Consider the following 24,591-nt stretch of genomic DNA (forward strand, 5'->3'; position numbering starts at 1 on the left):
CATGGCCCTCTCGCCCATCAACCAGCGGCGCTTCGCGCTGTTCAAGGCGCACAAGCGCGGCTGGTACGCGCTGTGGCTGTTTCTCGGCCTGTTCGTGCTCAGCCTCGGCGCCGAGCTGATCGCCAACGACAAGCCGCTGCTGGTCAGTTTCGACGGCCAGTGGTACGTGCCGGTGGTCAAGCGCTATCCGGAAACCGCCTTCGGCGGCGAATTCCCCCTGGAGGCCGACTACAAGAGCCCGTACATGCGCGAGCTGATCGACTCGAAGGGCGGCTGGATGCTCTGGCCGCCGATCCCCTACAGCTACGACAGCATCAACTACGAACTCAAGGTGCCGGCCCCCGCGCCGCCCTCGGCGGACAACTGGCTGGGTACCGACGACCAGGGCCGCGACGTGCTGGCGCGGGTGATCTACGGCTTTCGCATCTCGGTGCTGTTCGCCCTGACCCTGACCCTGCTCAGCTCGATCATCGGCGTCGCCGCCGGCGCCCTGCAGGGCTTCTACGGCGGCTGGGTCGACCTGGTCGGCCAGCGCTTCCTGGAGATCTGGTCGGGTCTACCGGTGCTCTATCTGCTGATCATCCTCGCCAGCTTCGTCGAGCCGAATTTCTGGTGGCTGCTGGGCATCATGCTGCTGTTCTCCTGGATGAGTCTGGTCGACGTGGTGCGTGCCGAATTCCTGCGCGGGCGCAACCTCGAGTACGTGCGCGCCGCCCGCGCCCTGGGCATGGGCAACGGCGCGATCATGTACCGGCACATCCTGCCCAACGCCATGGTCTCGACCATGACCTTCCTGCCCTTCATCCTCACCGGCGCCATCGGCACCCTGACCGCGCTGGACTTCCTCGGCTTCGGCCTGCCGCCCGGCTCGCCGTCGCTGGGCGAACTGGTCGCCCAGGGCAAGTCCAACCTGCAGGCGCCGTGGCTGGGCATCAGCGCCTTCGCCGTGCTGGCGCTGATGCTGACCCTGCTGGTGTTCATCGGCGAGGCCGCGCGCGATGCCTTCGACCCGAGGAAGTGAGGCCATGAGCAAACCCCTGATCGAGATCCGCGACCTGCAGGTAGCCTTCAGCCATGGCGGCGCGCCGCAGACCGTGGTGCATGGTGTCAGCTTCGACATCCATCCGGGCGAAACCCTGGCGCTGGTCGGCGAGAGCGGCTCGGGCAAGTCGGTGACCGCCCACTCCATCCTGCGCCTGCTGCCCTACCCGCAGGCCAGCCACCCGCAGGGCAGCATCCATTACGGCGGCGAGGACCTGCTCAAGCTGCCGGAGCGGCGCCTGCGCGGCATCCGCGGCAACCGCATCGCCATGGTCTTCCAGGAGCCGATGACCTCGCTCAACCCGCTGCATCCGGTGGAGAAGCAGATCGCCGAGGTGCTGGCCCTGCACAAGGGCCTGACCGGCGCCGCGGCGCGGGCCCGGGTGCTGGAGCTGCTCGAGCTGGTCGGCATCCCCGAGCCGGCCAAGCGTCTGAAGGCCTATCCCCACGAGCTGTCCGGCGGCCAGCGCCAGCGGGTGATGATCGCCATGGCCCTGGCCAACGAGCCGGAAATCCTCATCGCCGACGAGCCGACCACCGCACTGGACGTCACCGTGCAGCTGAAGATCCTCGAGCTACTCAAGGAGCTGCAGGCGCGCCTGGGCATGGCCCTGCTGCTGATCACCCACGACCTCAACCTGGTGCGGCGCATCGCCCATCGCGTGTGTGTCATGCAGCGCGGCCGTATCGTCGAACAGGCCGAGTGCGCAAAGCTGTTCGCGGCCCCCCAGCATCCCTATACCCAGGAACTGCTCAGCGCCGACCCCAGCGGCGGTCCGGCGGACAATCCGCCCGGCAAGCCGCTGCTCGAGGTCGACGACCTGCGCGTGTGGTTCCCGATCAAGAAGGGCCTGCTGCGCCGTACCGTCGATCACGTCAAGGCGGTCGACGGGGTCAACTTCCGCCTGGCGCAGGGACAGACCCTGGGCATCGTCGGCGAGAGCGGCTCAGGCAAGTCCACCCTGGGCCTGGCGATCCTGCGTCTGATCGGCAGTCGCGGCGGGATCCGTTTCGACGGCCAGGGCCTCGACGGCCTCGACCAGCAGGCGGTGCGCCCGCTGCGCCGGCAGATGCAGGTGGTATTCCAGGACCCGTTCGGCAGCCTGAGCCCACGCATGTCGGTGAGCCAGATCATCGGCGAGGGCCTGGAAATCCATGCCATCGGTACGCCTGCCGAGCGCGAACGGGCCATTATTGACGTGTTGGGTGAGGTAGGCCTGGATCCAGACACCCGCCACCGCTACCCTCACGAGTTTTCCGGCGGCCAGCGTCAGCGCATCGCCATCGCCCGCGCCCTGGTACTGCGCCCGCAGCTGATCCTGCTCGACGAGCCGACCTCGGCCCTCGACCGCACGGTACAGCGCCAGGTGGTGGAGCTGCTGCGCAGCCTGCAGCACAAGTACAATCTGACCTATCTGTTCATCAGCCATGACCTGGCGGTGGTCCGCGCCCTGAGTCACCAGTTGATGGTGATCAGGCACGGCAAGGTGGTCGAACAGGGTGAGGCTCGCACGGTTTTCCACGCGCCGCAGCACCCCTATACCCAGCAGCTGCTCGAAGCCGCCTTCATGGCTCCGGGCGCTGCCGATTAACCAGAAAGAGGAAGTACACAATGGGTTTTCTCACCGGTAAGCGCGTGCTGATCGTCGGCGTCGCCAGCAAGCTGTCCATCGCCTCCGGCATCGCCGCCGCGATGCACCGCGAGGGTGCGGAACTGGCCTTCACCTACCAGAACGACAAGCTCAAGGGCCGCGTCGAAGAGTTCGCCGCAGGCTGGGGCTCCAGCGCCGACCTGTGCTTCCCCTGCGACGTGGCCAGCGATGACGACATCGCCCGCGTGTTCGAGGAACTGGGCAAGAAGTGGGATGGCCTGGACTGCATCGTCCACTCGGTCGGCTTCGCCCCGGGCGACCAGCTGAACGGCGACTTCACCGAAGTCACCACCCGCGAAGGCTTCAAGATCGCCCACGACATCAGCGCCTACAGCTTCATTGCCCTGGCCAAGGCCGGTCGCGAAATGATGAAGGGCCGCAATGGCAGCCTGCTGACCCTGTCCTACCTGGGTGCCGAGCGCACCATGCCCAACTACAACGTGATGGGCATGGCCAAGGCCAGCCTGGAAGCCGGCGTGCGCTACCTGGCCGGCAGCCTCGGCCCGGAAGGCACCCGCGTCAACTGCATCTCCGCCGGCCCGATCCGCACCCTGGCAGCAAGCGGCATCGCCAGCTTCCGCAAGATGCTGGCAGCCAACGAGCGCCAGACTCCGCTGCGCCGCAACGTGACCATCGACGAAGTCGGCAATGCCGGCGCCTTCCTGTGCTCCGACCTAGCTTCGGGCATCAGTGGTGAAATCATGTACGTCGACGGTGGCTTCAACACCACCGCCATGGGCTCGCTGGAAGACTAAGCGATCCACACCGACCCGCCTGCGTGCGGGTCGGCCTTCTCCCGGCCATCCGGCCACGCCCGCGCTTCACCCCTCCCCCCTCTTCTCTCGCCGTAGCGCACCTGCGCCAACCGCGCCGTAAAGCTACGCGCCGCAAAGCACAACGCCCCCTTGCGGAGGCGTTGGCGGTGTCACTGCGGACCAGGTGCGTGCGGATCAGAACCGCTCGATCTTCGCCTCGGTCTGCAGCTGGCGCTGGAAGGCCAGGAAGTCCTGCTGGCCGCTGCGCGAGGCCAGGAAGCGGCGGTACATCACCAGCTCTTCCGCCGACAACTCGGCCTCGCTGCTGCTCACGCCGTTCAGACGCAGGACCAGGTAGTCGCCATTGCCCAGCGACAGCCCGGCGAAGCCCGGCTTGTCGGCAGCGGCCGGCCGCGGCATGCGGAACAGCGCCTGCAGCACCTGCGGATCGACATTTTCCTGGCTGCGCGAGGCCGCCTCGGTCACCTGCCAGGCTTCACCCGACTCGGCCTGGATCACTGGGGTCTTGCCCGCACGCAGGTCAGCCAGCAGGGCCTCGCCACGCGCCTTCGCCGCCGCGGCGGCCTGCTCCTGGCGGATACGCTCACGCAGGCGATCGCGCAACGACTCCAGCGCCATCTGCTCGGGCTTGCGATGCTCCTTGACGCGCAAGACCACCACGGTATCCGGATCCAGCTCGAGGATGCTGCTGTTGGCACCTTCGGTCAGCACTTCGGGACTGAAGGCGGCCTGCAGCACCTGACGATTGGCGGCGATGCCTTCGCCGCCCTCGCGGCCGAACGGCGCGGCCTGCTTGACCTCGAGACCGAGCTCCTGGGCCGGTTGGGCCAGGTCGGCGGACTCGAAGGCGGCATCCTCAAGCTGCTTGCTCACTTCGACGAAGCGCTGTTCGACCTGCTGGGCCTTGAGGTCGTGCTCGAGCTGCGGCCGCAGGCTCGCCAGCGTCGGCACTTCGGCTGCCTGCACGTCGTCTAGGCGGATCAGGTGCCAGCCGAACTCGCTCTTCACCGGAGCCGACAGCTCGCCGACCTTGAGGGCGAACAGAGCCGCCTCGAACGCCGGGTCGTAGACGCCCGCCGCGGCGAAACCGAGGTCGCCGCCATTTGCGGACGAGCCCAGGTCGCTGGAGAACTCCTTGGCCAGGGCGGCGAAGTCCTCGCCCTGCTCGATGCGCTGGCGCAGCTCTTCGAGCTTGGCCTTCGCCTGCTCGTCGCTTAGCTTGTCGCTGGTTTCCAGGAGGATGTGCGAGGCGCGACGCTGCTCGCCGAGATTGGCAATTTCCTTCTCGTACTCGGCCTGGATCGCCTCGTCGGAGACTTCGACCTGATCGAAGAAGGCCTCCTTCTTCAGCTCGATGTACTCGATCAGCACCTGCTCGGAGGTCATGAACTCGCCGGCATGCTCGTCGTAGTAGGCCTTGACCTGCTGGTCGGAGACCTCGACCTGCTCCGGTCGCGCCTTGATCGCCAGGGTAGCGAAATCGCGGGTCTGCCGTTCGAGGGCGGCAAAGCTGCGGACTTCCTGGTCGGTGACAAAACCGCTGCCTGCCATACCGGCACGTAGCTGGCCGATGAGCATTTCCTGCGCCAGCAGGGTGCGGAACTGCTGGCGGCTGTAACCCATCTGCCGGATCACCTGGTCGAAGCGGTCGGGATCGAACTTGCCATCCATCTGGAATTCGGGGGTGAGCAGGATCAGCTGGTCGAGCGCCTGCTGGGAAAAGCCGAAACCGGCCTCGCCGGCGCTCTGCAGCAGCAGTTTGCGATCGATCAGCGCCTTCAGCGCACTTTCGCGCAGCAGCTTGTCGTCCAGCAGCGACGCATCGAACTGGCTGCCCAGTTGCTGGGCCAGCTGGCGGCGCTGCATGTCCACGGCGCGGCTCAACTCATCCTTGCTGACGCTCTCGCCGTTGACTTCGGCGGCATCCTGGTTGTTGTTCGCGGCGCTCATGATCGCATCGAAGCCGGTCAACGCCATGAGCACGATGATCACGCCAATGATGGTCTTGGCGATCCAGCCCTGCGAGTTGTCCCTGATATTTTGAAGCATGCAGCCCCCAAACGCGGCCGGCACCCTGCCCAGGCAAGCATCCGGCGTGGGTTATGGCAGTGAAGATAAAAGAAAGGCGCATCCGAGGATGCGCCTTCTCGATAACTGGCGGAGCGGACGGGACTCGAACCCGCGACCCCCGGCGTGACAGGCCGGTATTCTAACCGACTGAACTACCGCTCCGCTGCCGGGCTACCCATGGCAGCCCGGGGAAACTTGCCAGAAAGACGCTTAGTTGACGGCATCCTTGAGGGCTTTACCAGCCTTGAAGCCGGGGATCTTGGCCGCTTCGATCTCGATCGGCTTGCCAGTCTGCGGGTTGCGACCGGTACGGGCAGCACGCTCTTTGACGGCGAAGGTGCCAAAACCAACCAGCACGACCGAGTCGCCATCTTTCAGGGCACCGGTGATGGAGTCGATTACAGCATCCAGCGCTCGGCCGGCAACAGCTTTCGGGATATCAGCAGATGCGGCGATGGCATCGATCAGTTCCGACTTGTTCACTCTAAGTCCCCTTTATTCCTGTTGAGTTCGATTTTCGTATCTGGATTTGGTGCAGCAAATATCAGGTCTGCTGTTGGGCTTGCCGACATGCGAGGAGGCGCTTTATATCAAGCGCCCGAAAAGAGTGTCAAGGAAGCCCTCTGGCTAGTGCGTGCTGATTCGCTCGTTGGCTTCGGCATCGCGCTTGTCATCTGCCCCTGCGCGCTCGGGAGCCGCGTCAGGCAAGGGCTCAGGCTTGTATTGCAACGCAATCTGCAGGACCTCGTCAATCCATTTGACCGGTTTGATCTGCAGATCTTGTTTGATGTTCTCCGGAATTTCCTTGAGATCCCGCACATTTTCCTCGGGAATGATCACGGTGGTAATACCGCCGCGGTGAGCCGCCAACAGTTTCTCCTTGAGACCACCGATGGCCAGCACCTGCCCGCGCAGGGTGATTTCCCCGGTCATCGCCACATCGGCCCGCACCGGAATGCCGGTCACTGCGGAAACCAGCGCGGTGCACATGCCGATGCCAGCGCTCGGACCGTCCTTGGGCGTGGCGCCTTCCGGCACGTGGATGTGGATGTCGCGCTTTTCGTGGAAGTCCGGCGCAATTCCCAGACTCTTGGCCCGGCTGCGCACCACGGTCAGCGCCGCAGTGATCGACTCGCCCATCACGTCGCCGAGCGAGCCGGTCTTGATCAGCAGGCCCTTGCCGGGCACCACCGCGGCCTCGATGGTCAGCAGTTCGCCGCCTACCTGGGTCCACGCCAAGCCGGTCACCTGGCCGACCTGATCCTGCTGCTCGGCCTGGCCGTAGCGGAACTTCTTCACGCCCAGGTAATGCTCGAGGCTGTCGCTGGTGACGGTGATCTGGATGCGCTTCGCAGCGGCGCCGTCCTTGACCGCCTTGCGGCAGACCTTGGCGATCTGTCGCTCCAGGTTACGCACCCCGGCCTCGCGGGTGTAGAAACGGATGATGTCGCGCAGGGCCTCTTCCTCGAAGCTCAGCTCGCCCTTCTTCAGGCCGTTCGCCTCGGCCTGCTTGGTCACCAGGTATTTGGTGGCGATGTTGATCTTTTCCGCCTCGGTGTAGCCCGGCAGACGGATGACCTCCATGCGGTCGAGCAGCGGCGCCGGGATGTTCATCGAGTTGGCCGTGCACAGGAACATCACGTTGGACAGATCGTAATCCACTTCCAGATAGTGATCGTTGAAGTTGTGGTTCTGCTCCGGATCGAGCACCTCGAGCAGCGCCGAGGCGGGATCGCCACGCATGTCGCTGCCCAGCTTGTCGATCTCGTCGAGCAGGAACAGCGGGTTGCGCACGCCGACCTTGGTCATCTTCTGGATCAGGCGACCGGGCATGGAGCCGATGTAGGTACGGCGGTGACCGCGAATCTCGGCTTCGTCACGCACACCACCGAGCGCCATGCGCACGTACTTGCGATTGGTCGCACGGGCGATCGACTCGGCCAGCGAGGTCTTGCCCACCCCCGGCGGACCAACCAGGCACAGCACCGGCCCCTTGAGCTTCTTCACGCGCTTCTGCACGGCGAGGAACTCGAGGATCCGCTCCTTGACCTCTTCCAGACCGTAGTGGTCAGCGTCGAGGATCTCTTCGGCACGCTTGAGGTCGAGACGCACCTTGCTCTCGGCCTGCCACGGCACGTTGGTCAGCCACTCGATGTAGGAGCGCACCACGGTGGCCTCGGCCGACATCGGCGACATCTGCTTGAGCTTGTTCAGCTCGGCATTGGCCTTCTGCAGGGCTTCCTTGCTCATGCCGGCGTTGTCGATGCGCTTCTTCAGCTCGTCGACCTCGCTGTGGCCTTCCTCGCCCTCGCCGAGTTCTTTCTGAATGGCCTTCATCTGCTCGTTCAGGTAGTACTCGCGCTGGCTGCGCTCCATCTGCTTCTTGACCCGACCGCGGATGCGCTTCTCGACCTGCAACAGGTCGATCTCGGCATCCAGCAGACCGAGCACATGCTCGATACGGCTGGTCAGGTCGGTAATCTCGAGGATTTCCTGCTTCTGCTCGATACGCAGCGCCATGTGCGCCGCCATGGTATCGACCAGGCGCGCCGGATCGTCGATACCGCTCAGCGAGCTCAGCACCTCGGCGGGCACCTTCTTGCCCAGCTGCACGTACTGCTCGAACTGACTCAGCAGGCTGCGGCAGAAGACCTCCGACTCACGCTCGGCAATCTCGCCTTCCTCGACCAGGCGCACCTCTGCGCGCGCATGGGTGTCGCCATCGACGAAGCGCTCGACCGCACCACGCTGGCCGCCCTCGACCAGCACCTTGACCGTACCATCCGGCAGTTTCAGCAACTGCAGCACGCTGGCCACGGTGCCTACCTGGTACAGCGCTTCCGGGGCTGGGTCATCATCCGCCGGATTCTTCTGGGCCAGCAGCAGAATCTGCTTGTCTGCGCTCATCGCCGCCTCAAGCGCCTCGATGGACTTTTCACGCCCGACGAACAGCGGGATGACCATGTGCGGATAAACCACCACATCACGCAGCGGCAGAAGGGGCAACTCGATGATTGCGTTCATGCTTTCAACTCTTGGTAGGCCCGACAACAGAGACACACGGGCGTTGGACATGGATCCAAGATGGGGGGCTAGTGCGGAAAAAACAAGCTTTTGCACTGCACAGGAACAACAAAGGGGCCCGCAGGCCCCTTTGGATGGTCACGCCTCTGGCGCGGCCTTGGCAGGCTGCTCGCTGCTCTCGTAGATCAGCAGCGGCTTGGAGGTGCCTTCGATCACGCTCTCGTCGATCACCACCTTGCTGACCTCGGTGGCCGAGGGGATCTCGTACATGGTGTCGAGCAGGATCCCTTCGAGGATCGAACGCAGACCACGGGCACCGGTCTTGCGCTCCAGGGCCTTGCGCGCCACGGCATGCAGGGCATCGGTGCGGAACTCCAGCTCGACGCCCTCCATCTCGAACAGGCGCGCGTACTGCTTGGTCAGCGCGTTCTTCGGCTCGGTGAGGATCTCCATCAGGGCCTTTTCGTCCAGCTCCTCGAGCGTGGCGATGACCGGCAGGCGACCGACGAACTCGGGAATCAGGCCGAACTTGACCAGATCATCCGGCTCCACCTCGCGCAGCGCTTCACCGACCTTCTTGCCGGTATCCTTGCTGCGCACCTCGGCGTTGAAACCGATGCCACCCTTGGTCGAACGACTCTGGATGACCTTCTCGAGCCCGGCAAAGGCGCCGCCGCAGATGAACAGGATGTTGCGCGTGTCGACCTGCAGGAACTCCTGCTGGGGATGCTTGCGTCCGCCCTGCGGCGGCACCGAGGCAACGGTGCCCTCGATCAGCTTGAGCAGAGCCTGCTGCACACCCTCACCCGAGACGTCGCGGGTGATCGAGGGGTTGTCCGACTTGCGCGAGATCTTGTCGATCTCGTCGATGTAGACGATACCCATCTGGGCCTTCTCGACATCGTAGTCGCACTTCTGCAGCAGCTTCTGGATGATGTTCTCCACGTCCTCGCCGACATAGCCGGCTTCGGTCAGCGTGGTCGCATCGGCAATGGTAAAGGGCACATTGAGCAGCCGCGCGAGAGTCTCGGCGAGCAGGGTCTTGCCCGAACCGGTCGGCCCGATCAGCAGGATGTTGCTCTTGCCCAGCTCGACATCGTCCTTCTTCTCTTTCTGGCTGAGACGCTTGTAGTGGTTGTACACCGCAACCGCCAGAACCTTCTTCGCACGCTCCTGACCGATCACATACTGATCGAGGATGCTGCTGATTTCCTTGGGCGCAGGCAACTTGTTGGCGCTGCTCTCAGCCTGGGCCTCCTGCACCTCCTCGCGGATGATGTCGTTGCACAGGTCGACGCACTCGTCGCAGATAAAGACCGAGGGACCAGCGATCAGCTTGCGTACTTCGTGCTGGCTCTTGCCGCAGAAGGAACAGTAAAGCAGTTTGCCGGTGTCCTCGCCGTTGCGGGTGTCTGTCATTCGATCAATCCAATCCGGTAGGCATGAACACAAGATGGAGACAATCGCAGGCTTTTTCAAGCCCGCGAAACGGCCGGTAACATCCCGGCCAGGGGCATGCAGAGGTTGTCAGACGGGCAGCTGGCGCTTGTTCAGCACCTGATCGATCAAGCCGTACTTGACCGCCTCTTCGCCACTCATGAAGTTGTCGCGATCGGTATCGCGGGCAATAACGTCCAGCGGCTGACCGGTGTGCGTCGACAGGATGCGATTCAGTCGATCACGAATGGTGAGAATCTCGCGCGCATGGATCTCGATATCCGAGGCCTGGCCCTGGAAACCACCCAGCGGCTGGTGGATCATCACTCGCGAGTGCGGCAGGCAGTAGCGCTTGCCGGCGGCACCCGCCGTCAGCAGCAGGGAGCCCATGCTGCAGGCCTGGCCGACGCAGATGGTCGACACATCGGGCTTGATGAACTGCATGGTGTCGTAGATCGACATGCCCGCAGTCACCGAGCCGCCCGGCGAGTTGATATAGAGGTGGATATCCTTGTCCGGATTCTCTGCCTCGAGGAACAGCAGCTGGGCCACCACCAGGTTGGCCATGTAGTCCTCGACCGGGCCGACCAGAAAGATCACCCGCTCCTTGAGCAGGCGCGAGTAGATGTCGTAGGCACGCTCGCCGCGCGCCGACTGCTCGATCACCATGGGTACCAGGCCGCCGGCGGCCTGCACATCGAACTGCGACTCAAAAGAATTGCGGAACATTCTGGCTCACTCCCTATATCAATCATGTCCTAGAGACGCATAAGCCAGCACTGAGGCTGGCTTATGGAGGACTCTAACAAGTGCCGTGGGCTTTACTCGGCTTTCGGAGCTTCCGCCGGCTTGACCGCATCCTCGTAGGAGACCTGCTTGTCGGTGACATTGGCCTTTTGCAGGACAGTATCCACGACTTGTTCTTCCAGAACAACCGAGCGAACCTCGTCCAGCTGCTGGGCGTTCTTGTAGTACCAGGCGATGACCTGCTCCGGCTCCTGGTAGGCGGAAGCCATTTCCTCGATCAGCTCGCGCACGCGAGCTTCGTCCGGTTTGATCTCGAACTGCTTGACCACTTCGGCGACAATCAGGCCCAGCACCACGCGACGCTTGGCCTGCTCTTCGAACAGCTCGGCCGGCAGTTGCTCGGGGTTGATGTTGCCACCGAACTGCTGGACGGCCTGCACGCGCAGACGGTTGACTTCGTTGCCGATCAGCGCCTTCGGCACCTCGACCGCGTTGGCCGCCAGCAGGCCTTCCATCACCTGGTTCTTGACCTTGGACTTGATGGCCTGGCGCAGCTCGCGCTCCATGTTCTTGCGCACTTCGGCACGGAAGCCGTCGACGCCGCCTTCCTTGACACCGAACTGGGCGAAGAACTCCTCGTTCAGCTCCGGCAGTTTCGGCTCGGCAACCGCATTGACGGTCACGGCGAACTCGGCGGCCTTGCCGGCCAGATCCAGGTTCTGGTAGTCCTCGGGGAAGGTCACGTTCAGCACGCGCTCCTCACCGGCCTTGGCACCGACCAGACCTGCTTCAAAGCCCGGGATCATGCGGCCGGAACCCAGCACCAACAGGGTGCCCTGGGCGCTGCCGCCGGCGAAGGCCTCGCCGTCGATCTTGCCAACGAAGTCGAGGTTCAGCTGATCGCCATCCTGCGCGGCGCGCTCGACAGCCTCGAAACGAGTGTTCTGCTTGCGCAGGATCTCGAGCATGTTGTCGACGTCGGCATCGGTCACGTCAGCCTGCAGACGCTCGACAGCGATGGACTCGAAACCGGCAACCTGGAATTCGGGAAACACCTCGAAGGTGGCGACATACTCGAGCGCCTGACCTTTCTCGAAGGCCTTCGGCTCGACGGACGGCGCACCGGCCGGGTTCAGCTTCTCCTGCACCACGGCTTCATAGAAGGTGGCCTGGATCAGGTCGCCCAGAGCCTCCTGGCGAGCGGAGTCCTCGTAGCGCTGGCGGATGATGCTCATCGGCACCTTGCCGGGACGGAAACCTGCGATCTTGGCACGACGGGCGGTCTGCTGCAGACGCTTGTTGACTTCGGTCTCGATGCGCTCGACGGGCACGCCAACGGTCATGCGACGCTCGAGAGCGGAGGTGGCTTCAACAGAAACTTGCATGGATGATCCTCGTTGCACAGACAAAGCCGGCCCTGCCGGCCCCATAAATAGGGCATGCATTCTAGTAGGTGATTTCGCAGAAGTCACCCGGCGGGCAACAGAAAAGGCACAGGCCAGGGAACGACTGAGAGGCGACATCCCGAGGGCGCTACGCAGGAACCCCGACGATGCTGGCCCAGACACCCGAACACGGATGCAGCGACCGAATGATGGTGCGGACGGAGAGACTCGAACTCTCACACCTTGCGGCACTGGAACCTAAATCCAGCGTGTCTACCAATTCCACCACGTCCGCGCGAGTGAAGCAGAAACGAAAACGCCAGGCTAGGCCTGGCGTTTCGGAATATGGGGTGGACGATGGGAATCGAACCCACGACACCAGGAGCCACAATCCTGTGCTCTACCAACTGAGCTACGCCCACCATATTGCATTGCTTGTGCCAAGCAGCCTCATTGGCGCGCCCGGCAGGACTCGAACCTGCGACCATCCGCTTAGAAGGCGGATGCTCTATCCAGCTGAGCTACGGGCGCGTTTGTGGCTGCAACCCACTAGCCGGATTCAAGGAGCCTTATCTCTCCTCGAGGTGGCTAATCACCGAGCCAGCCTTTGCTTTCGTTTGGGGCTTTGCTCGTCAAGCGGGGCACATGTTATCCATGAGCACTTCCCTCGTCAACGATTTTTTTGAAAATTTTCAAGCACATAGCAAGCACGCAGGTAGAGCCGCCGGATTTGCGCGCGAGCTGCCTTTGCCCCACCGCCGCCCCGTGCGAGAATGCCCTACCTTTTTAACTGACTCTCACGGTTCTCCAAGCGTCATGACCGCACAACTGATCGACGGCAAAGCCATCGCCGCCCGCCTCCGCCAACAGATCGCCCAGCGCGTAGCCGAGCGCCGCCAGCAAGGCCTGCGCACCCCCGGGCTGGCCGTCATTCTGGTCGGCAGCGATCCAGCCTCCCAGGTTTACGTTGCCCACAAGCGCAAGGACTGCGAAGAAGTCGGCTTCATCTCCCAGGCCCACGACCTCGACAGCAACACCTCGCAGGAAGAACTGCTCAGCCTGATCGACCGCCTCAACGCCGACCCGGCCATTGACGGCATCCTGGTGCAACTGCCGCTGCCCGCCCACCTGGACGCCTCGCAACTGCTCGAGCGCATCCAGCCGGACAAGGATGTCGACGGCTTCCACCCGTTCAACATCGGCCGCCTGGCCCAGCGCATGCCGGTACTGCAGCCCTGCACGCCGAAGGGCATCATGACCCTGCTGCACAGCACCGGGGTCGACCTGCACGGCCTGCATGCCGTGGTCGTCGGCGCCTCCAACATCGTCGGCCGCCCGATGGCGCTCGAACTGCTGCTGGCCGGCTGCACCACCACCGTAACCCACCGCTTCACCCGCGATCTGCCCAACCACCTGAGCCAGGCCGACATCGTGGTGGTGGCCGTTGGCAAGCCCGGACTGGTCAAGGGCGAATGGATCAAGGAAGGCGCCATTGTCATTGACGTCGGCATCAACCGCCAGGCCGATGGCCGCCTGGTCGGCGACGTCGAATTTACCCCCGCCGCCGAGCGCGCCAGCTGGATCACCCCGGTACCGGGCGGCGTCGGCCCGATGACCCGCGCCTGCCTGCTGGAAAACACCCTGTACGCCGCAGAGCAGCTGCACGACTGACATCTCTACGCTCGGCCGGCGTCCGCGCAACGGAGCGCCAGCCAGAGCAGAAATAAAAAAACCCGGCCGAAGCCGGGTTTTTTTATTCGAAGCCAATCAAGCCGATTATTGCTGGACCTGAGCTTCCACTTCCGCTTCCACGCGACGGTTCACAGCGCGACCAGCTTCGGTAGCGTTGTCAGCCACCGGACGGGACTCACCGTAACCCACCGAGCTGACACGAGCATCGGCAACACCATACTGGTTGACCAGCACGTCACGCACGGCCGCAGCGCGACGCTCGGACAGCTTCTGGTTGTAGGCATCGGTGCCGACGGAGTCGGTGTGCCCCTCAACAGTGGTGGAGGTCTGCGGGTACTGGTTCATGAAGTCCGCCAGGCTCTGGATGTCGGCGAAGCTTTCCGACTTCACCTGGGCCTTGTCGAAATCAAACTTCACATCCAGCTCGACGCGCACGACTTCCGGTACCGGCTCGGCAACCGGAGCCGGCTCTTCGACCGGAGCAGCAGCGACCACCGGAGCCGGGGCCGGAGCCTGGCCACCGCCGAAGTTCAGACCAACACCCACGCCGGCCATCCACTCGGAATCGCCCTGATCGATGTTGTGCATGCCATCGACACCGGCCTTGGCGAAGACATTCTCGGTGAAGTAGTACTTCACACCAGCGCCAAGGTTGGCGAAGGTGCTGTTGTTGCGACCGCTGCGATCAGGCTGACCGATGCTCTGGTGAGCAGCACCAGCGGAAAGGTAGGGACGCAAGCCCACACCCGGAGTGCCGAAATGATAGACCGCATCGAGGGAGGTCAGGCTGCCCTTGATGTCCTTGTGGCCACCACCAGCAAGCGGATCATCGGAGGTCACGTCGCTGTAGACACCATGCGACAGATTGAGGGAAACGTCATCGGTCAGGAAGTAACCGATACCGGCGCCGTAGAGCTCGCCTTCGTCTTCGAAGCCGCGCTGGCTATCGCTCAGATAGTGCTTGCCGAAAGCCTCCACCTCAACTGCGCCTTGGCCTTGGGCCAACGCACCAATGGAAGAAGCGGCAACCAGAGAGCCAATGACTACACTCAAGGTGTTTTTCAGTTTCATCCGTTAAATCCCCAGCAAGAAAATTTGTTAGCTGCACTGTTATGACACGCAGCTAGGCCATAAGTTTAACACGCACGCGCCAAACCATAGAATTTTCTCCGCGACTCACTCCACACTTGCGTCTGCAAACTTCTCACGCAGCCGATCGAGGGCACGCTTGTAGCGCATCTTGGTGGCGCTCAAACCCATGTGCATGATATCGGCGATCTCCTGGAATTCGAGCTCAGCCACAAAGCGCAACACCAGGATCTCCCGGTCAATCGGATTGACATGCACCAGCCAGCGATCAAGACCGCCGCGCTCCTCCGGCTTCGGCGTCTTCTCTTCCGAGGCTTCCTCCTGGGGATCGAGACTGAGCGCGTCCAGCAGGCGCCGCTTGCGCCGCTCCTTGCGGTACTGGGTGATGCATTCGTTGTAGGTGATGCTGTACAGCCAGGTCTTGAACTTCGACTTGCCCTCAAAGTTCTTCAGCCCATAGAGAACCTTGAGCATGACTTCCTGACACACGTCATCGGCATCCCGGTCATTGCCGAGATAGCGCGCACACACATTGAACAATGTGCGCTGGTAACGGCGCATGAGTTCTTCGTAGGCGCGAGTAACATGAAACAGCTCCACGCGCGCATGCTGCACGAGCTCCTCATCGGTGAGTTCGCGGGCATCGTAGCGCTGATACTGGGAGTGGGGCTTGTTCAAGCGAGGCAGACCGGCTGCGGATCGGATAGGGACAACCTGCGCCTGGCGCAGGTGCCGGGATGACCGCTTAATTTAGCAGAAAAGGATGGCAAAAGCCCCGTTTCAGCGACTGACGACCCGTCGCGCCAGCAGCAGGCGATTGCACAGCGTGACCAGCTCGCCATCGTCGGTCAGCAGGATGGTCTTGACCGTACCGATCTCCTCGATCACCCCCTCGACGTCGCCAACACGGATCTGCTGGCCGACCTCGTACAGTTCGCGCAGGTAGATGCCGGCAATGATCTGCCCGACCACCTCGCGACTGCCCAGCCCCAGCGCCAGAGCCAGCGCCAGGCCGACCGAAGCCAGCACGATGGCGATCACGATATTGAGCAGGTCGGTCTTCACCTCCAGCTGGCCGATGGCGACCGAGATGCTGATGATGATCACCAGCCCCTGGGCGATCCGCCCGAGACTGCTGCCGTACTCCAATCCAACCCCATCCGCCGCGCCGCGCACCAGCCGACCAGCCAGTTGCGCCAACAGCACGCCCGCCAGCAGGACCAGCGCAGCACCGAACACCTTGGGCAGATAGAGCGCAAACAGGTCGAGGGTCGCCGAAACCCGCTGCAAACCGAGCGACTCGGCGGCCGACACCAGAAATACCAGCAGCACGAACCAATAGATGATCTTGCCGACCAGCGTGGACACGGGCGCATGGACCCCTGCACGCTCGAGCAGCTTGGTCAGCCCCGCCCCGGCCATCAGCCGGTCCAGGCCGATCTTGGCCAGCAGCTTGGAAAACAGCGCGTCGAGCAGCTTGGCGACGATGAAGCCGAGCAGCGCCACCACCAGCGCGCCGAGCAGGTTGGGGATGAAACCGGCCAGCTTGCTCCACAGGGTGCTCATGGCGCTCAGCAGGCTTTGCGTCCAGATATCGAATTCCATTCTTCATTCAGCCTTATGCGCGTGCCGCGCAGCGGGATGCAGTCGACGGGTGGCCGGCAGCTTGCGTGCAGTGCCGCTATCAAGGCCGATCATCAGCGCCTCGAACCAGCGCCCCAACAGAGCGAACAGATCGCCGGCGCCGGTCTGGCGATTGGCGGCCTTGAGTACGCGGTCCAGCCGGGCGCTGTCGGCCGACTCGGCCGGGGCACCCCTGAGCAGATCGCGCAGGGATTCTTCGAAGGGATCGTGCATATCCACCTCTGCGGTATGTCAGTTCAAGACGCCACGGCCGCCGGATGGGTCACATCACAGCCAGCGCAGTCGACGGAACAGCCACCACTGGAATACCGCCATACCTGCGATCAGCACACAGATGATCACGAAGCCATGCGGATGTTCGGCACCCGGAATGCCGCCGACATTGATGCCGAGCAAACCGGTCACGAAGCTCATCGGTATGAAGAAGCCGGTGACGATGCCGAGCATGTACATGGTGCGATTCATCCGCTCGGTGACCCGGCGATGCTCGGCCTCCTGCAGCAAACTGACCCGCTCGCGGACCAGATCGAGCTCCTCGAGATGACGGGTCAGCCGATTGTGCAGCTCGTTCCAGTAGTCGGTGTCATCGGCGACGAACCAGGGCAGCGGGGCGCGCACCAGTTGCGCGTAGATCTCCCGCTGCGGGGCCAGGTAGCGGCGCACACTGGCCGCCCGGCGACGCAAGGTCAGCAGCAACTGGCGGTCGGGCATCTTCCTTTCATTCTGCTCGAGCGCATCCTCGAGTTCGTCGAGCTGCTCGGCAACGCCTGAGACCAGCAGATCCACGCCGTCGGTCATGGCCTCGGCGAGAAACAGCATCACTTCCGAGGCGCTCTTCGGCCCTTCGCCACTCTCGAAGGCGTCGCACAAGGCCCCCGCCGCCTTGACCGGACGCATGCGCAGGGAGATCACCTGGCGGGCATCGGCATAGATGCGCAGCGCCACCATGTCTTCCGGGGCAGCCCCGGGATTCAGGTTGACCCCGCGCAGAAACAGCAACAGCGATTCCCGGCCCAGCGGCACGAGTCGCGGCCGGGTCGCTTCTTCCAGCAGCAGATCGCAGGCGAACGCGTGCAAACCGCTGGTTTCGCGCAACCACTGCTGCGCCTGCGGCACGCTGCGATCCCAGTGCAGCCAGAGGCTTTCCTGCGGACGCAGGTCGAGCACCTCCAGCTCGTTGCGCTGAATCCTGCGCGCCCCGCCCTCGCCGTCCAGCACGAAACCGTAGACCAGCCCGCGCTCGTTGCTTCCCTCGTAGGACTGCATGGCCTCTCCAGCCGCAACGGTTTCCTTCGACCCGCGCATTGCAGGCCGAGGAAACAGCACCCGCTTACTCGGGCATCTTCAGCTCTTCGTGGGCCACGATGATGCCGTTGTTGTCGGCGTAGACGTAGTGGCCCGGGGTGAAGGTGACGCCCGCGAAGGTGACTTCCACGTTCAGGTCGCCGATACCGCGCTTCTCGGTCTTCATCGGGTGGGCAGCCAGCGCCTGCACGCCGACATCGGTCTGCGCGAGCACATCCACATCACGGACGCAGCCGTACACCACGATGCCTTCCCAACCGTTCTTGGCCGCCTTCTCGGCCAGCATGTCGCCGAGCAGGGCACGCCGTAGCGAGCCGCCGCCATCGACCACCAGCACCTTGCCACGACCATCCAGCTCGACCTGATCCTTGACCAGCGAGTTGTCCTCGAAGCACTTGATGGTGACGATCTGGCCACCGAAGGAGTCGCGACCGCCGAAGTTGCTGAACATCGGCTCGACAACATCGACATAGGGGTAGGCATCGCACAGATCGGGGGTCACGTATTGCATGTCAGATTCCTTGCGTTAGAGATCGACGCTGCTATTCTCGCCGCCACAGGGCGGCCCAGCCGCAGCAGCGGCGAACAGACAGCATTGATGGCACAACCGCTCACCCGCCCGAAGGCGATGCCGTGACGCGGCGCCCCTAGCGCAAGCGAGCAGACCATCACCCTGTCGATCCTAGCCAGATCTGCGCGGAGTGGAAACTAGGCAAACGTATCGGTTGGCCTGCTCAGCGTCGCTCCGGCAACCGCTGATGGCGCAACCAGTACTCAAGCAGCGGCCATACCTCGCAGCGGGCGTTGCTGCCCAGCAACATGGCGACCTGCCCGTAATCCTCGGCAAAGCCTTCGACGCGCCCCAGACAGAGAGACTCGCGCAGCGGCGAACCGAAGCGCTCGAGCAACTGCCGACATGCCGCAGCCGGCGCGGCGCGATCCCCCGCGCCGGCCAACGCCAGCACGGGCACCGTCACCTCGGCCAGCCCCGCCGCCCAATCCTGACGTCCTTCGCCGAAGCGCCCGAACAGGCCGAACCAACGCAGGCTTTCACGCACCACCCCCGCCGGCTCATCCTCGTAGCCTTCCCCCAGCCCCAGCCAGCCCGCAGCCACCTGCTCGCGCCGACGCAGCAGCAAGCGCGCCACCCAACCCAGCGGTGGCAGCCCGAGCACCCCGTGTCGGCAACTGATCTGGCTGCCGCACAGGGTCAGCGAGGCCAGCTGCGCCGCATCCAGATACCCGCCACCCAGCGTCGCGGCCAGGGCCAGCCCGCCCTGCGCGTGTCCCAGCCAGTGCGCCGGAGCGGCACACTGCTCGCCGACGAAGGCGGCAATCGCCGGCAGGTCGTAACGCGCATAGTCGGCCACGCGGTTGTCGCGGTAGCTCAGGTTGCGCGGCGACAGACCATGACCGCGCATCTCCGCCAGCCAGACGTCGAAGCCGGCGTGCGCCAACCAGGCACCCAGGCCCTGCCCGCCCGTGGTGTACCAGATGCGCCGATTGGCGAAACTGCCATGCAGCAGCACCAGCGGCGCACCGCGCGCACCGTCACGCCCGGCCCGCCCGAGGCGGGTCAGGGCCAGCTCGACCGAGGGGTCGGGGCTGTTGTTGGGCTTGAGGAGATAGACGTCTTCGGTCAGATCGCCGCGCAGTTCGGCGCTGACCAGCGCGACGGGAAAGAGTTTGCTGCTGCTTTGCATGCTGTTCTTTTTTCTATTGCACAAAAAAGGGCGGGATTGCCCCGCCCTCTTGTCACCTGCTCAGAACCGCTGTCAGGCCTGACCTTCCGCCAGGAAGAACCAGGTGTCGAGCACCGAGTCCGGGTTCAGTGACACGCTGTCGATGCCCTGCTCCATCAGCCACTTGGCCAGATCCGGATGGTCGGACGGCCCCTGGCCGCAGATGCCGATGTACTTGTCGGCCTTGCGGCACGCCTGGATGGCGCTGGACAGCAGCTTCTTGACCGCCGGGTTCCGCTCGTCGAACAGGTGGGCGATGATCCCGGAGTCGCGATCCAGGCCCAGGGTCAGCTGGGTCAGGTCGTTGGAGCCGATCGAGAAACCGTCGAAGAACTCGAGGAACTCCTCGGCCAGCAGCGCGTTGGACGGCAGCTCGCACATCATGATCACGCGCAGGCCGTTCTCGCCGCGCTTGAGGCCGTGGCTGGCGAGCAGGTCGATGACCTGCGAGGCCTCGCCGAGGGTGCGCACGAACGGGATCATGATCTCGACGTTGGTCAGACCCATCTCGTTGCGGACCTTCTTCATCGCCCGGCACTCGAGCTCGAAGCAGTCGCGGAACGACTCGCTGATGTAGCGCGAGGCGCCGCGGAAGCCGAGCATCGGGTTCTCTTCTTCCGGCTCGTAGAGCTTGCCGCCGATCAGGTTGGCGTATTCGTTGGACTTGAAGTCCGACATGCGCACGATGACCTTCTTCGGCCAGAAGGCCGCGGCCAGGGTGCTGATGCCTTCGACCAGCTTCTCGACGTAGAAGCCGACCGGATCGTTGTAGCCGGCGATGCGCTTCTCGACGCTGTCCTTGAGCTCCGCCGGCAGGCTGGCGAAGTTGAGCAGCGCCTTGGGATGCACGCCGATCATGCGGTTGATGATGAACTCCAGTCGCGCCAGGCCCACACCCTCGTTGGGCAGCTGGGCGAAGTCGAAGGCACGGTCAGGATTGCCAACGTTCATCATGATCTTGAACGGCAGATCGGGCATGGCGTCCACCGAGTTCTGCCGGATGTCGAAGCCCAGCGCGCCCTCGTAGATCAGACCGGTGTCGCCTTCAGCGCAGGACACGGTGACCTGCTGGCCGTCCTTGAGCACATGGGTGGCGTTGCCGCAGCCAACCACCGCCGGGATGCCCAGCTCGCGGGCGATGATCGCCGCATGGCAGGTACGCCCGCCACGGTTGGTGACGATGGCGCTGGCGCGCTTCATGATCGGTTCCCAGTCCGGGTCGGTCATGTCGGAAACCAGCACGTCGCCCGGCTGCACCTTGTCCATCTCGGCGATGTCGTGGATCACCTTGACCGGGCCGGCGCCGATGCGCTGGCCGATGGCGCGACCTTCCACCAGCACCTTGCCCTTCTCCTTGAGCAGGTAGCGTTCCATGACATTGACGTTGGAGCGGCTCTTCACGGTTTCCGGACGGGCCTGGACCACGTACAGCTGGCCGTCGTCGCCATCCTTCGCCCACTCGATGTCCATCGGACGACCGTAGTGCTTCTCGATGATCAGCGCCTGCTTGGCCAGCTCGGTGACTTCGGCGTCGCTCAGCGAGAAACGGGCGCGATCGGCGCGCTCGACGTCGACCACCTTGACCGACTTGCCGGCCTTGGCCTCGTCGCCGTAGACCATCTTGATCGCCTTGCTGCCCAGGTTGCGGCGCAGGATGGCGGGACGGCCGGCTTCCAGGGTCGGCTTGTGGACATAGAATTCGTCGGGGTTCACCGCGCCCTGCACCACGGTCTCGCCGAGACCGTAGGCACCGGTGATGAACACCACGTCACGGAAGCCGGACTCGGTATCCAGGGTGAACATCACCCCGGCGGTACCGGTTTCCGAACGCACCATGCGCTGCACGCCGGCGGACAGGGCGACCAGCTTGTGGTCGAAGCCCTGGTGCACGCGGTAGGCGATGGCACGGTCGTTGAACAGGGAGGCGAACACTTCCTTGGCCGCGCGGATCACGTTGTCCACGCCGCGGATGTTGAGGAAGGTTTCCTGCTGGCCGGCAAAGGAGGCGTCCGGCAGGTCTTCGGCGGTCGCCGAGGAGCGCACGGCCACCGCCATGTTGTCGTTGCCCTGGGCCATTTCGGCGAAGGCCTTGCGGATTTCGGCATCCAGGCGGGCCGGGAACTCGGCCTCCATCACCCACTGACGGATCTGCGCGCCGGTCTTGGCCAGGGCATTGACGTCGTCCACGTCCAACGCGTCGAGCGCGGCATGGATACGGTCGTTGAGGCCGCTCTGATCGAGGAAGTCACGGTAGGCTTGGGCCGTAGTGGCGAAACCGCCAGGTACGGAGACACCCGCGCCGGCGAGGTTGCTGATCATCTCGCCCAGCGAGGCATTCTTGCCCCCTACGTGCTCGACGTCATGGTTGCCGAGCTTATCGAGGGAAACTACGTACTCTGCCAAGGTGACTTCTCCCCTAAGGTGTGTGCAGAAACCGCTGTTCATTCGAACCCTTGCTTGTGGCCGGGCCCGGGAAAATAAGTAAAAATGCCGTCAAGACGGCGGAGGGCTGAACTCAGCCACTCCATAATTGTCGGGAATGATTCCCATCCTTCAGGCCAGGGCGCACATGAAACGCACCGCTTTCTTCATTTCCGACGGTACCGGCATCACTGCCGAGACGCTTGGCCAGAGTCTGCTGGCACAGTTTGAAAACATCAACTTCCACAAACTGACCCGACCATACATCGATACGGCGGAAAAAGCGCAGGCAATGGTACAACAAATCAATGCAGCTGCCGAGGCAGACGGGGTGCGCCCGATCATCTTCGACACCATCGTCAACCGCGACATCCGCGAGGTGCTGTCGCACTGCAACGGCTTCATGGTCGACATCTTCTCGACCTTCCTCTCGCCGCTGGAGCAGGAACTGGCCTCGCACTCCTCCTACACCGTAGGCAAGTCGCACTCGATCGCCCACAACCCCAACTACATGGAGCGCATCGACTCCGTGCACTTCGCCCTCGACAACGACGACGGCGCGCGCACCCACTACTACGGCAAGGCCGACCTGATCCTGGTCGGCGTGTCGCGCTGCGGCAAGACCCCGACCTGCCTGTACATGGCCCTGCAGTACGGCATCCGCGCCGCCAACTATCCGCTGACCGAAGACGACATGGAGCGCCTGCAGCTGTCTGCCGCCCTCAAGGAACACAAGAACAAGCTGTTCGGCCTGACCATCGACCCCGACCGCCTGGCCGCGATCCGCAACGAGCGCAAACCCAACAGCCGCTACGCCAGCTACGCCCAGTGCGAGTTCGAGGTACGCGAGGTGGAAAACCTGTTCCGCCGCGAGAACATCCCCTTCATCAACTCCACACACTTCTCCGTGGAAGAGATCGCCGCCAAGATCCTGGTGGAAAAGGGCGTCGAGCGGCGCCTCAAGTAACCTCCCCGTTCGCGCCATCCGTCACAAGACCCCGGAAACCCGGGGCTGTCTTTGTCCGGCCAGTTCAGATCACCCACAGATCCATGAAGCGGTTGACCGCAGTGGCCTCGAGGGCAACCTGGTCCTTGCACAGCGCGAAGATCCGCGCACAACGCGGCGCCGGGAAACGGGTCGCCAGGTTGGTCTTGAACTTCTCCTCCAGCAGCGGGATGCCCTCCGCACGGCGGCGGCGGTGGCCGATCGGGTACTCGACCGCCACCTGCTCGGTGCTCGAACCATCCGCGAAGAACACCTGCACGGCGTTGGCGATGGAGCGCTTGTCGGCCTCCAGGTACTCGCGGGTGTAGCGCTCGTGCTCGACGATCACCATCTTGTCGCGCAACTCGTCGATGATCGGATGGGCGACATGGAAGTCATCCTCGTAGTGCTCGGCGACCAGATTGCCGAAGGCCAGCGGCACGGCGGTCATGTACTGGATGCAGTGGTCGCGGTCGGCCGGGTTGGCCAGCTGGCCAACCTTGGAGATGATGCGGATCGCCGACTCGTGGGTGGTGATGACGATCCGGTCGATCTCGTGCAGACGATCCTTGACCTGCGGATGCAACCTGACCGCCGCTTCGCAGGCGGTCTGCGCATGGAACTCGGCCGGGAAGCTGATCTTGAACAGCACGTTCTCCATCACGTAGGTGCCGAAGCCCTGCGGGAAGCTGAACTGGCGCTGGTCCGCCGGCTTGGTCGCCAGGTCCTTGTTGGTGTGACTGAACAGCACGTCGTAGAAGCCCCACTGCGGCGCGCTCAGCACGCCCGGGATGCCCATCTCGCCGCGCATGGCGATGTCGGCCAGGCGTACGCCGCGACTGGAGGCATCGCCGGCAGCCCAGGACTTGCGCGAACCGGCGTTCGGCGCGTGACGGTAGGTGCGCAGCGCCTGACCGTCGACGAAGGCATGCGACAGCGCGGACAGCAGCTGCTCGCGGCTGGCGCCCATCAGCTTGGCGCAGACGGCGGTGGAAGCCACCTTGACCAGCAGCACGTGATCGAGGCCCACGCGGTTGAAGGAGTTCTCCAGGGCGAACACGCCCTGGATCTCGTGGGCCATGATCATCGCTTCCAGCACGGCACGCATGGTCAGCGGGGCATCGCCCTGCGACACGCGCTGCTGCGCGAGATGGTCGGCCACGGCGAGAATGCCACCGAGGTTGTCGGACGGGTGGCCCCACTCGGCGGCCAGCCAGGTGTCGTTGTAGTCCAGCCAGCGCACGCTGGCGCCGATATCCCAGGCCGCCTTGACCGGATCCAGGCGAAAGCTGGTGCCCGGCACGCGCGCGCCGTTCGGTACCACCGTGCCCTCGACGAGCGGGCCGAGGTGCTTGGTGCATTCGGGAAAGCGCAGGGCCAGCAGACCGCAGCCCAAGGTATCCATCAGGCAGTTGCGGGCGGTATCCAGCGCCTCGGCGGAGTCGATCCGGTAGCTCAGAACGTAGTCGGCAATGTCCTGCAGGACCTGGTCGTAGTCGGGGCGGATGTTCAGATCAAAGGTGGCGGACATCGTGGTGCTCCCTCCGGTGGCAAGTAGGAGAAAGCTTAGCCACCAGAACA

General features: G+C 63.8%; 20 protein-coding genes and 4 tRNA genes. 5 read left to right on the forward strand and 19 right to left on the reverse strand.

Annotated elements, in window-relative coordinates; all coding sequences use genetic code 11:
- Position 1: 1 nt before the first annotated feature.
- The 3 genes from BM297_RS18205 to fabI are packed head-to-tail and all read left to right on the forward strand — an operon-like array spanning position 2 to position 3,448.
- Positions 2-1,021, forward strand: coding sequence for an ABC transporter permease (locus tag BM297_RS18205; protein ID WP_092434245.1), 1,020 nt, complete (start codon positions 2-4; stop codon positions 1,019-1,021).
- A 4-nt stretch (positions 1,022-1,025) separates the two neighbouring features.
- Positions 1,026-2,633 (forward strand): ABC transporter ATP-binding protein, encoded by a 1,608-nt coding sequence (locus BM297_RS18210; protein ID WP_092434248.1) that lies wholly within the window; start codon positions 1,026-1,028, stop codon positions 2,631-2,633.
- Positions 2,634-2,653: 20 nt separating this feature from the next.
- Positions 2,654-3,448, forward strand: coding sequence for an enoyl-ACP reductase FabI (gene fabI, locus BM297_RS18215; RefSeq protein ID WP_092434250.1), 795 nt, complete (start codon positions 2,654-2,656; stop codon positions 3,446-3,448).
- A gap of 195 nt (positions 3,449-3,643) precedes the next feature.
- On the opposite strand, the gene BM297_RS18220 is transcribed toward fabI, so the two are convergent.
- The 10 genes from BM297_RS18220 to BM297_RS18265 all read right to left on the reverse strand — a co-directional run bounded on the left by BM297_RS18220 (position 3,644) and on the right by BM297_RS18265 (position 12,663).
- Positions 3,644-5,518, reverse strand: a complete 1,875-nt coding sequence (locus BM297_RS18220) for a SurA N-terminal domain-containing protein (RefSeq protein ID WP_092434253.1) — start codon at positions 5,516-5,518, stop codon at positions 3,644-3,646.
- Positions 5,519-5,624: 106 nt separating this feature from the next.
- A tRNA-Asp gene (locus BM297_RS18225) sits at positions 5,625-5,701 on the reverse strand.
- Between the two features lie 48 nt (positions 5,702-5,749).
- Positions 5,750-6,022 carry an HU family DNA-binding protein gene (locus BM297_RS18230; RefSeq protein WP_090347470.1) on the reverse strand — a complete coding sequence of 91 codons (273 nt, stop codon included), beginning with the start codon at positions 6,020-6,022 and terminating at the stop codon, positions 5,750-5,752.
- A 144-nt stretch (positions 6,023-6,166) separates the two neighbouring features.
- Complete coding sequence (gene lon, locus BM297_RS18235; RefSeq protein WP_092434257.1) at positions 6,167-8,563, reverse strand: endopeptidase La; 2,397 nt, start codon at positions 8,561-8,563, stop codon at positions 6,167-6,169.
- Positions 8,564-8,701: 138 nt separating this feature from the next.
- Positions 8,702-9,982, reverse strand: coding sequence for an ATP-dependent Clp protease ATP-binding subunit ClpX (gene clpX, locus BM297_RS18240; RefSeq protein WP_092434260.1), 1,281 nt, complete (start codon positions 9,980-9,982; stop codon positions 8,702-8,704).
- A gap of 108 nt (positions 9,983-10,090) precedes the next feature.
- Entirely contained in the window at positions 10,091-10,729 is a 639-nt protein-coding gene (gene clpP, locus BM297_RS18245) for an ATP-dependent Clp endopeptidase proteolytic subunit ClpP (protein ID WP_092434264.1), read from the reverse strand.
- A 92-nt stretch (positions 10,730-10,821) separates the two neighbouring features.
- Positions 10,822-12,132 (reverse strand): trigger factor, encoded by a 1,311-nt coding sequence (tig, locus tag BM297_RS18250; protein ID WP_092434267.1) that lies wholly within the window; start codon positions 12,130-12,132, stop codon positions 10,822-10,824.
- Between the two features lie 210 nt (positions 12,133-12,342).
- A tRNA-Leu gene (locus BM297_RS18255) sits at positions 12,343-12,427 on the reverse strand.
- Between the two features lie 51 nt (positions 12,428-12,478).
- Positions 12,479-12,554: transfer RNA gene (locus BM297_RS18260), tRNA-His, on the reverse strand.
- Positions 12,555-12,586: 32 nt separating this feature from the next.
- Positions 12,587-12,663: transfer RNA gene (locus BM297_RS18265), tRNA-Arg, on the reverse strand.
- A gap of 285 nt (positions 12,664-12,948) precedes the next feature.
- On the opposite strand from BM297_RS18265, the gene folD reads away from it, so the two are divergent.
- The gene (gene folD / locus BM297_RS18270) at positions 12,949-13,803 is read left to right on the forward strand and encodes a bifunctional methylenetetrahydrofolate dehydrogenase/methenyltetrahydrofolate cyclohydrolase FolD (protein ID WP_175526687.1); all 855 of its coding nucleotides are present in this window, start codon (positions 12,949-12,951) and stop codon (positions 13,801-13,803) included.
- A 105-nt stretch (positions 13,804-13,908) separates the two neighbouring features.
- Here folD and BM297_RS18275 read toward each other — a convergent pair whose 3' ends face one another.
- From BM297_RS18275 to ppsA, 8 genes are all read right to left on the reverse strand, one after another.
- Complete coding sequence (locus BM297_RS18275) at positions 13,909-14,895, reverse strand: OmpA family protein (RefSeq protein WP_092434273.1); 987 nt, start codon at positions 14,893-14,895, stop codon at positions 13,909-13,911.
- A 105-nt stretch (positions 14,896-15,000) separates the two neighbouring features.
- Complete coding sequence (gene sigX, locus BM297_RS18280; RefSeq protein WP_092434276.1) at positions 15,001-15,591, reverse strand: RNA polymerase sigma factor SigX; 591 nt, start codon at positions 15,589-15,591, stop codon at positions 15,001-15,003.
- 102 nt (positions 15,592-15,693) lie between these two features.
- On the reverse strand, positions 15,694-16,518 hold the full coding sequence (locus tag BM297_RS18285) for a mechanosensitive ion channel family protein (RefSeq protein ID WP_092434279.1): 825 nt from the start codon (positions 16,516-16,518) through the stop codon (positions 15,694-15,696).
- 3 nt (positions 16,519-16,521) lie between these two features.
- A complete protein-coding gene (locus BM297_RS18290; RefSeq protein WP_092434281.1) occupies positions 16,522-16,770 on the reverse strand; it encodes a CrfX protein in 249 nt (82 codons plus the stop codon).
- A 54-nt stretch (positions 16,771-16,824) separates the two neighbouring features.
- The gene (locus BM297_RS18295; RefSeq protein WP_092434284.1) at positions 16,825-17,823 is read right to left on the reverse strand and encodes a zinc transporter ZntB; all 999 of its coding nucleotides are present in this window, start codon (positions 17,821-17,823) and stop codon (positions 16,825-16,827) included.
- 64 nt (positions 17,824-17,887) lie between these two features.
- Complete coding sequence (gene rraA, locus BM297_RS18300) at positions 17,888-18,373, reverse strand: ribonuclease E activity regulator RraA (RefSeq protein WP_092434287.1); 486 nt, start codon at positions 18,371-18,373, stop codon at positions 17,888-17,890.
- Positions 18,374-18,596: 223 nt separating this feature from the next.
- Positions 18,597-19,565, reverse strand: a complete 969-nt coding sequence (locus BM297_RS18305) for an alpha/beta fold hydrolase (RefSeq protein WP_092434290.1) — start codon at positions 19,563-19,565, stop codon at positions 18,597-18,599.
- A gap of 72 nt (positions 19,566-19,637) precedes the next feature.
- Positions 19,638-22,007: a phosphoenolpyruvate synthase gene (gene ppsA, locus BM297_RS18310; protein ID WP_092434293.1), complete on the reverse strand. Its 2,370-nt coding sequence runs from the start codon at positions 22,005-22,007 to the stop codon at positions 19,638-19,640.
- Positions 22,008-22,173: 166 nt separating this feature from the next.
- On the opposite strand from ppsA, the gene ppsR reads away from it, so the two are divergent.
- Positions 22,174-22,992 carry a posphoenolpyruvate synthetase regulatory kinase/phosphorylase PpsR gene (ppsR, locus tag BM297_RS18315; protein WP_092434296.1) on the forward strand — a complete coding sequence of 273 codons (819 nt, stop codon included), beginning with the start codon at positions 22,174-22,176 and terminating at the stop codon, positions 22,990-22,992.
- Positions 22,993-23,056: 64 nt separating this feature from the next.
- Here the strand turns inward: ppsR and prpD are convergent, their stop codons facing one another.
- Positions 23,057-24,541, reverse strand: a complete 1,485-nt coding sequence (prpD, locus tag BM297_RS18320; RefSeq protein ID WP_092434299.1) for a 2-methylcitrate dehydratase — start codon at positions 24,539-24,541, stop codon at positions 23,057-23,059.
- Between the last annotated feature and the right edge of the window lie 50 nt (positions 24,542-24,591).

It is taken from the genome of Geopseudomonas sagittaria, assembly GCF_900115715.1.
GTDB classification, from domain to species: Bacteria; Pseudomonadota; Gammaproteobacteria; order Pseudomonadales; family Pseudomonadaceae; genus Geopseudomonas; species Geopseudomonas sagittaria.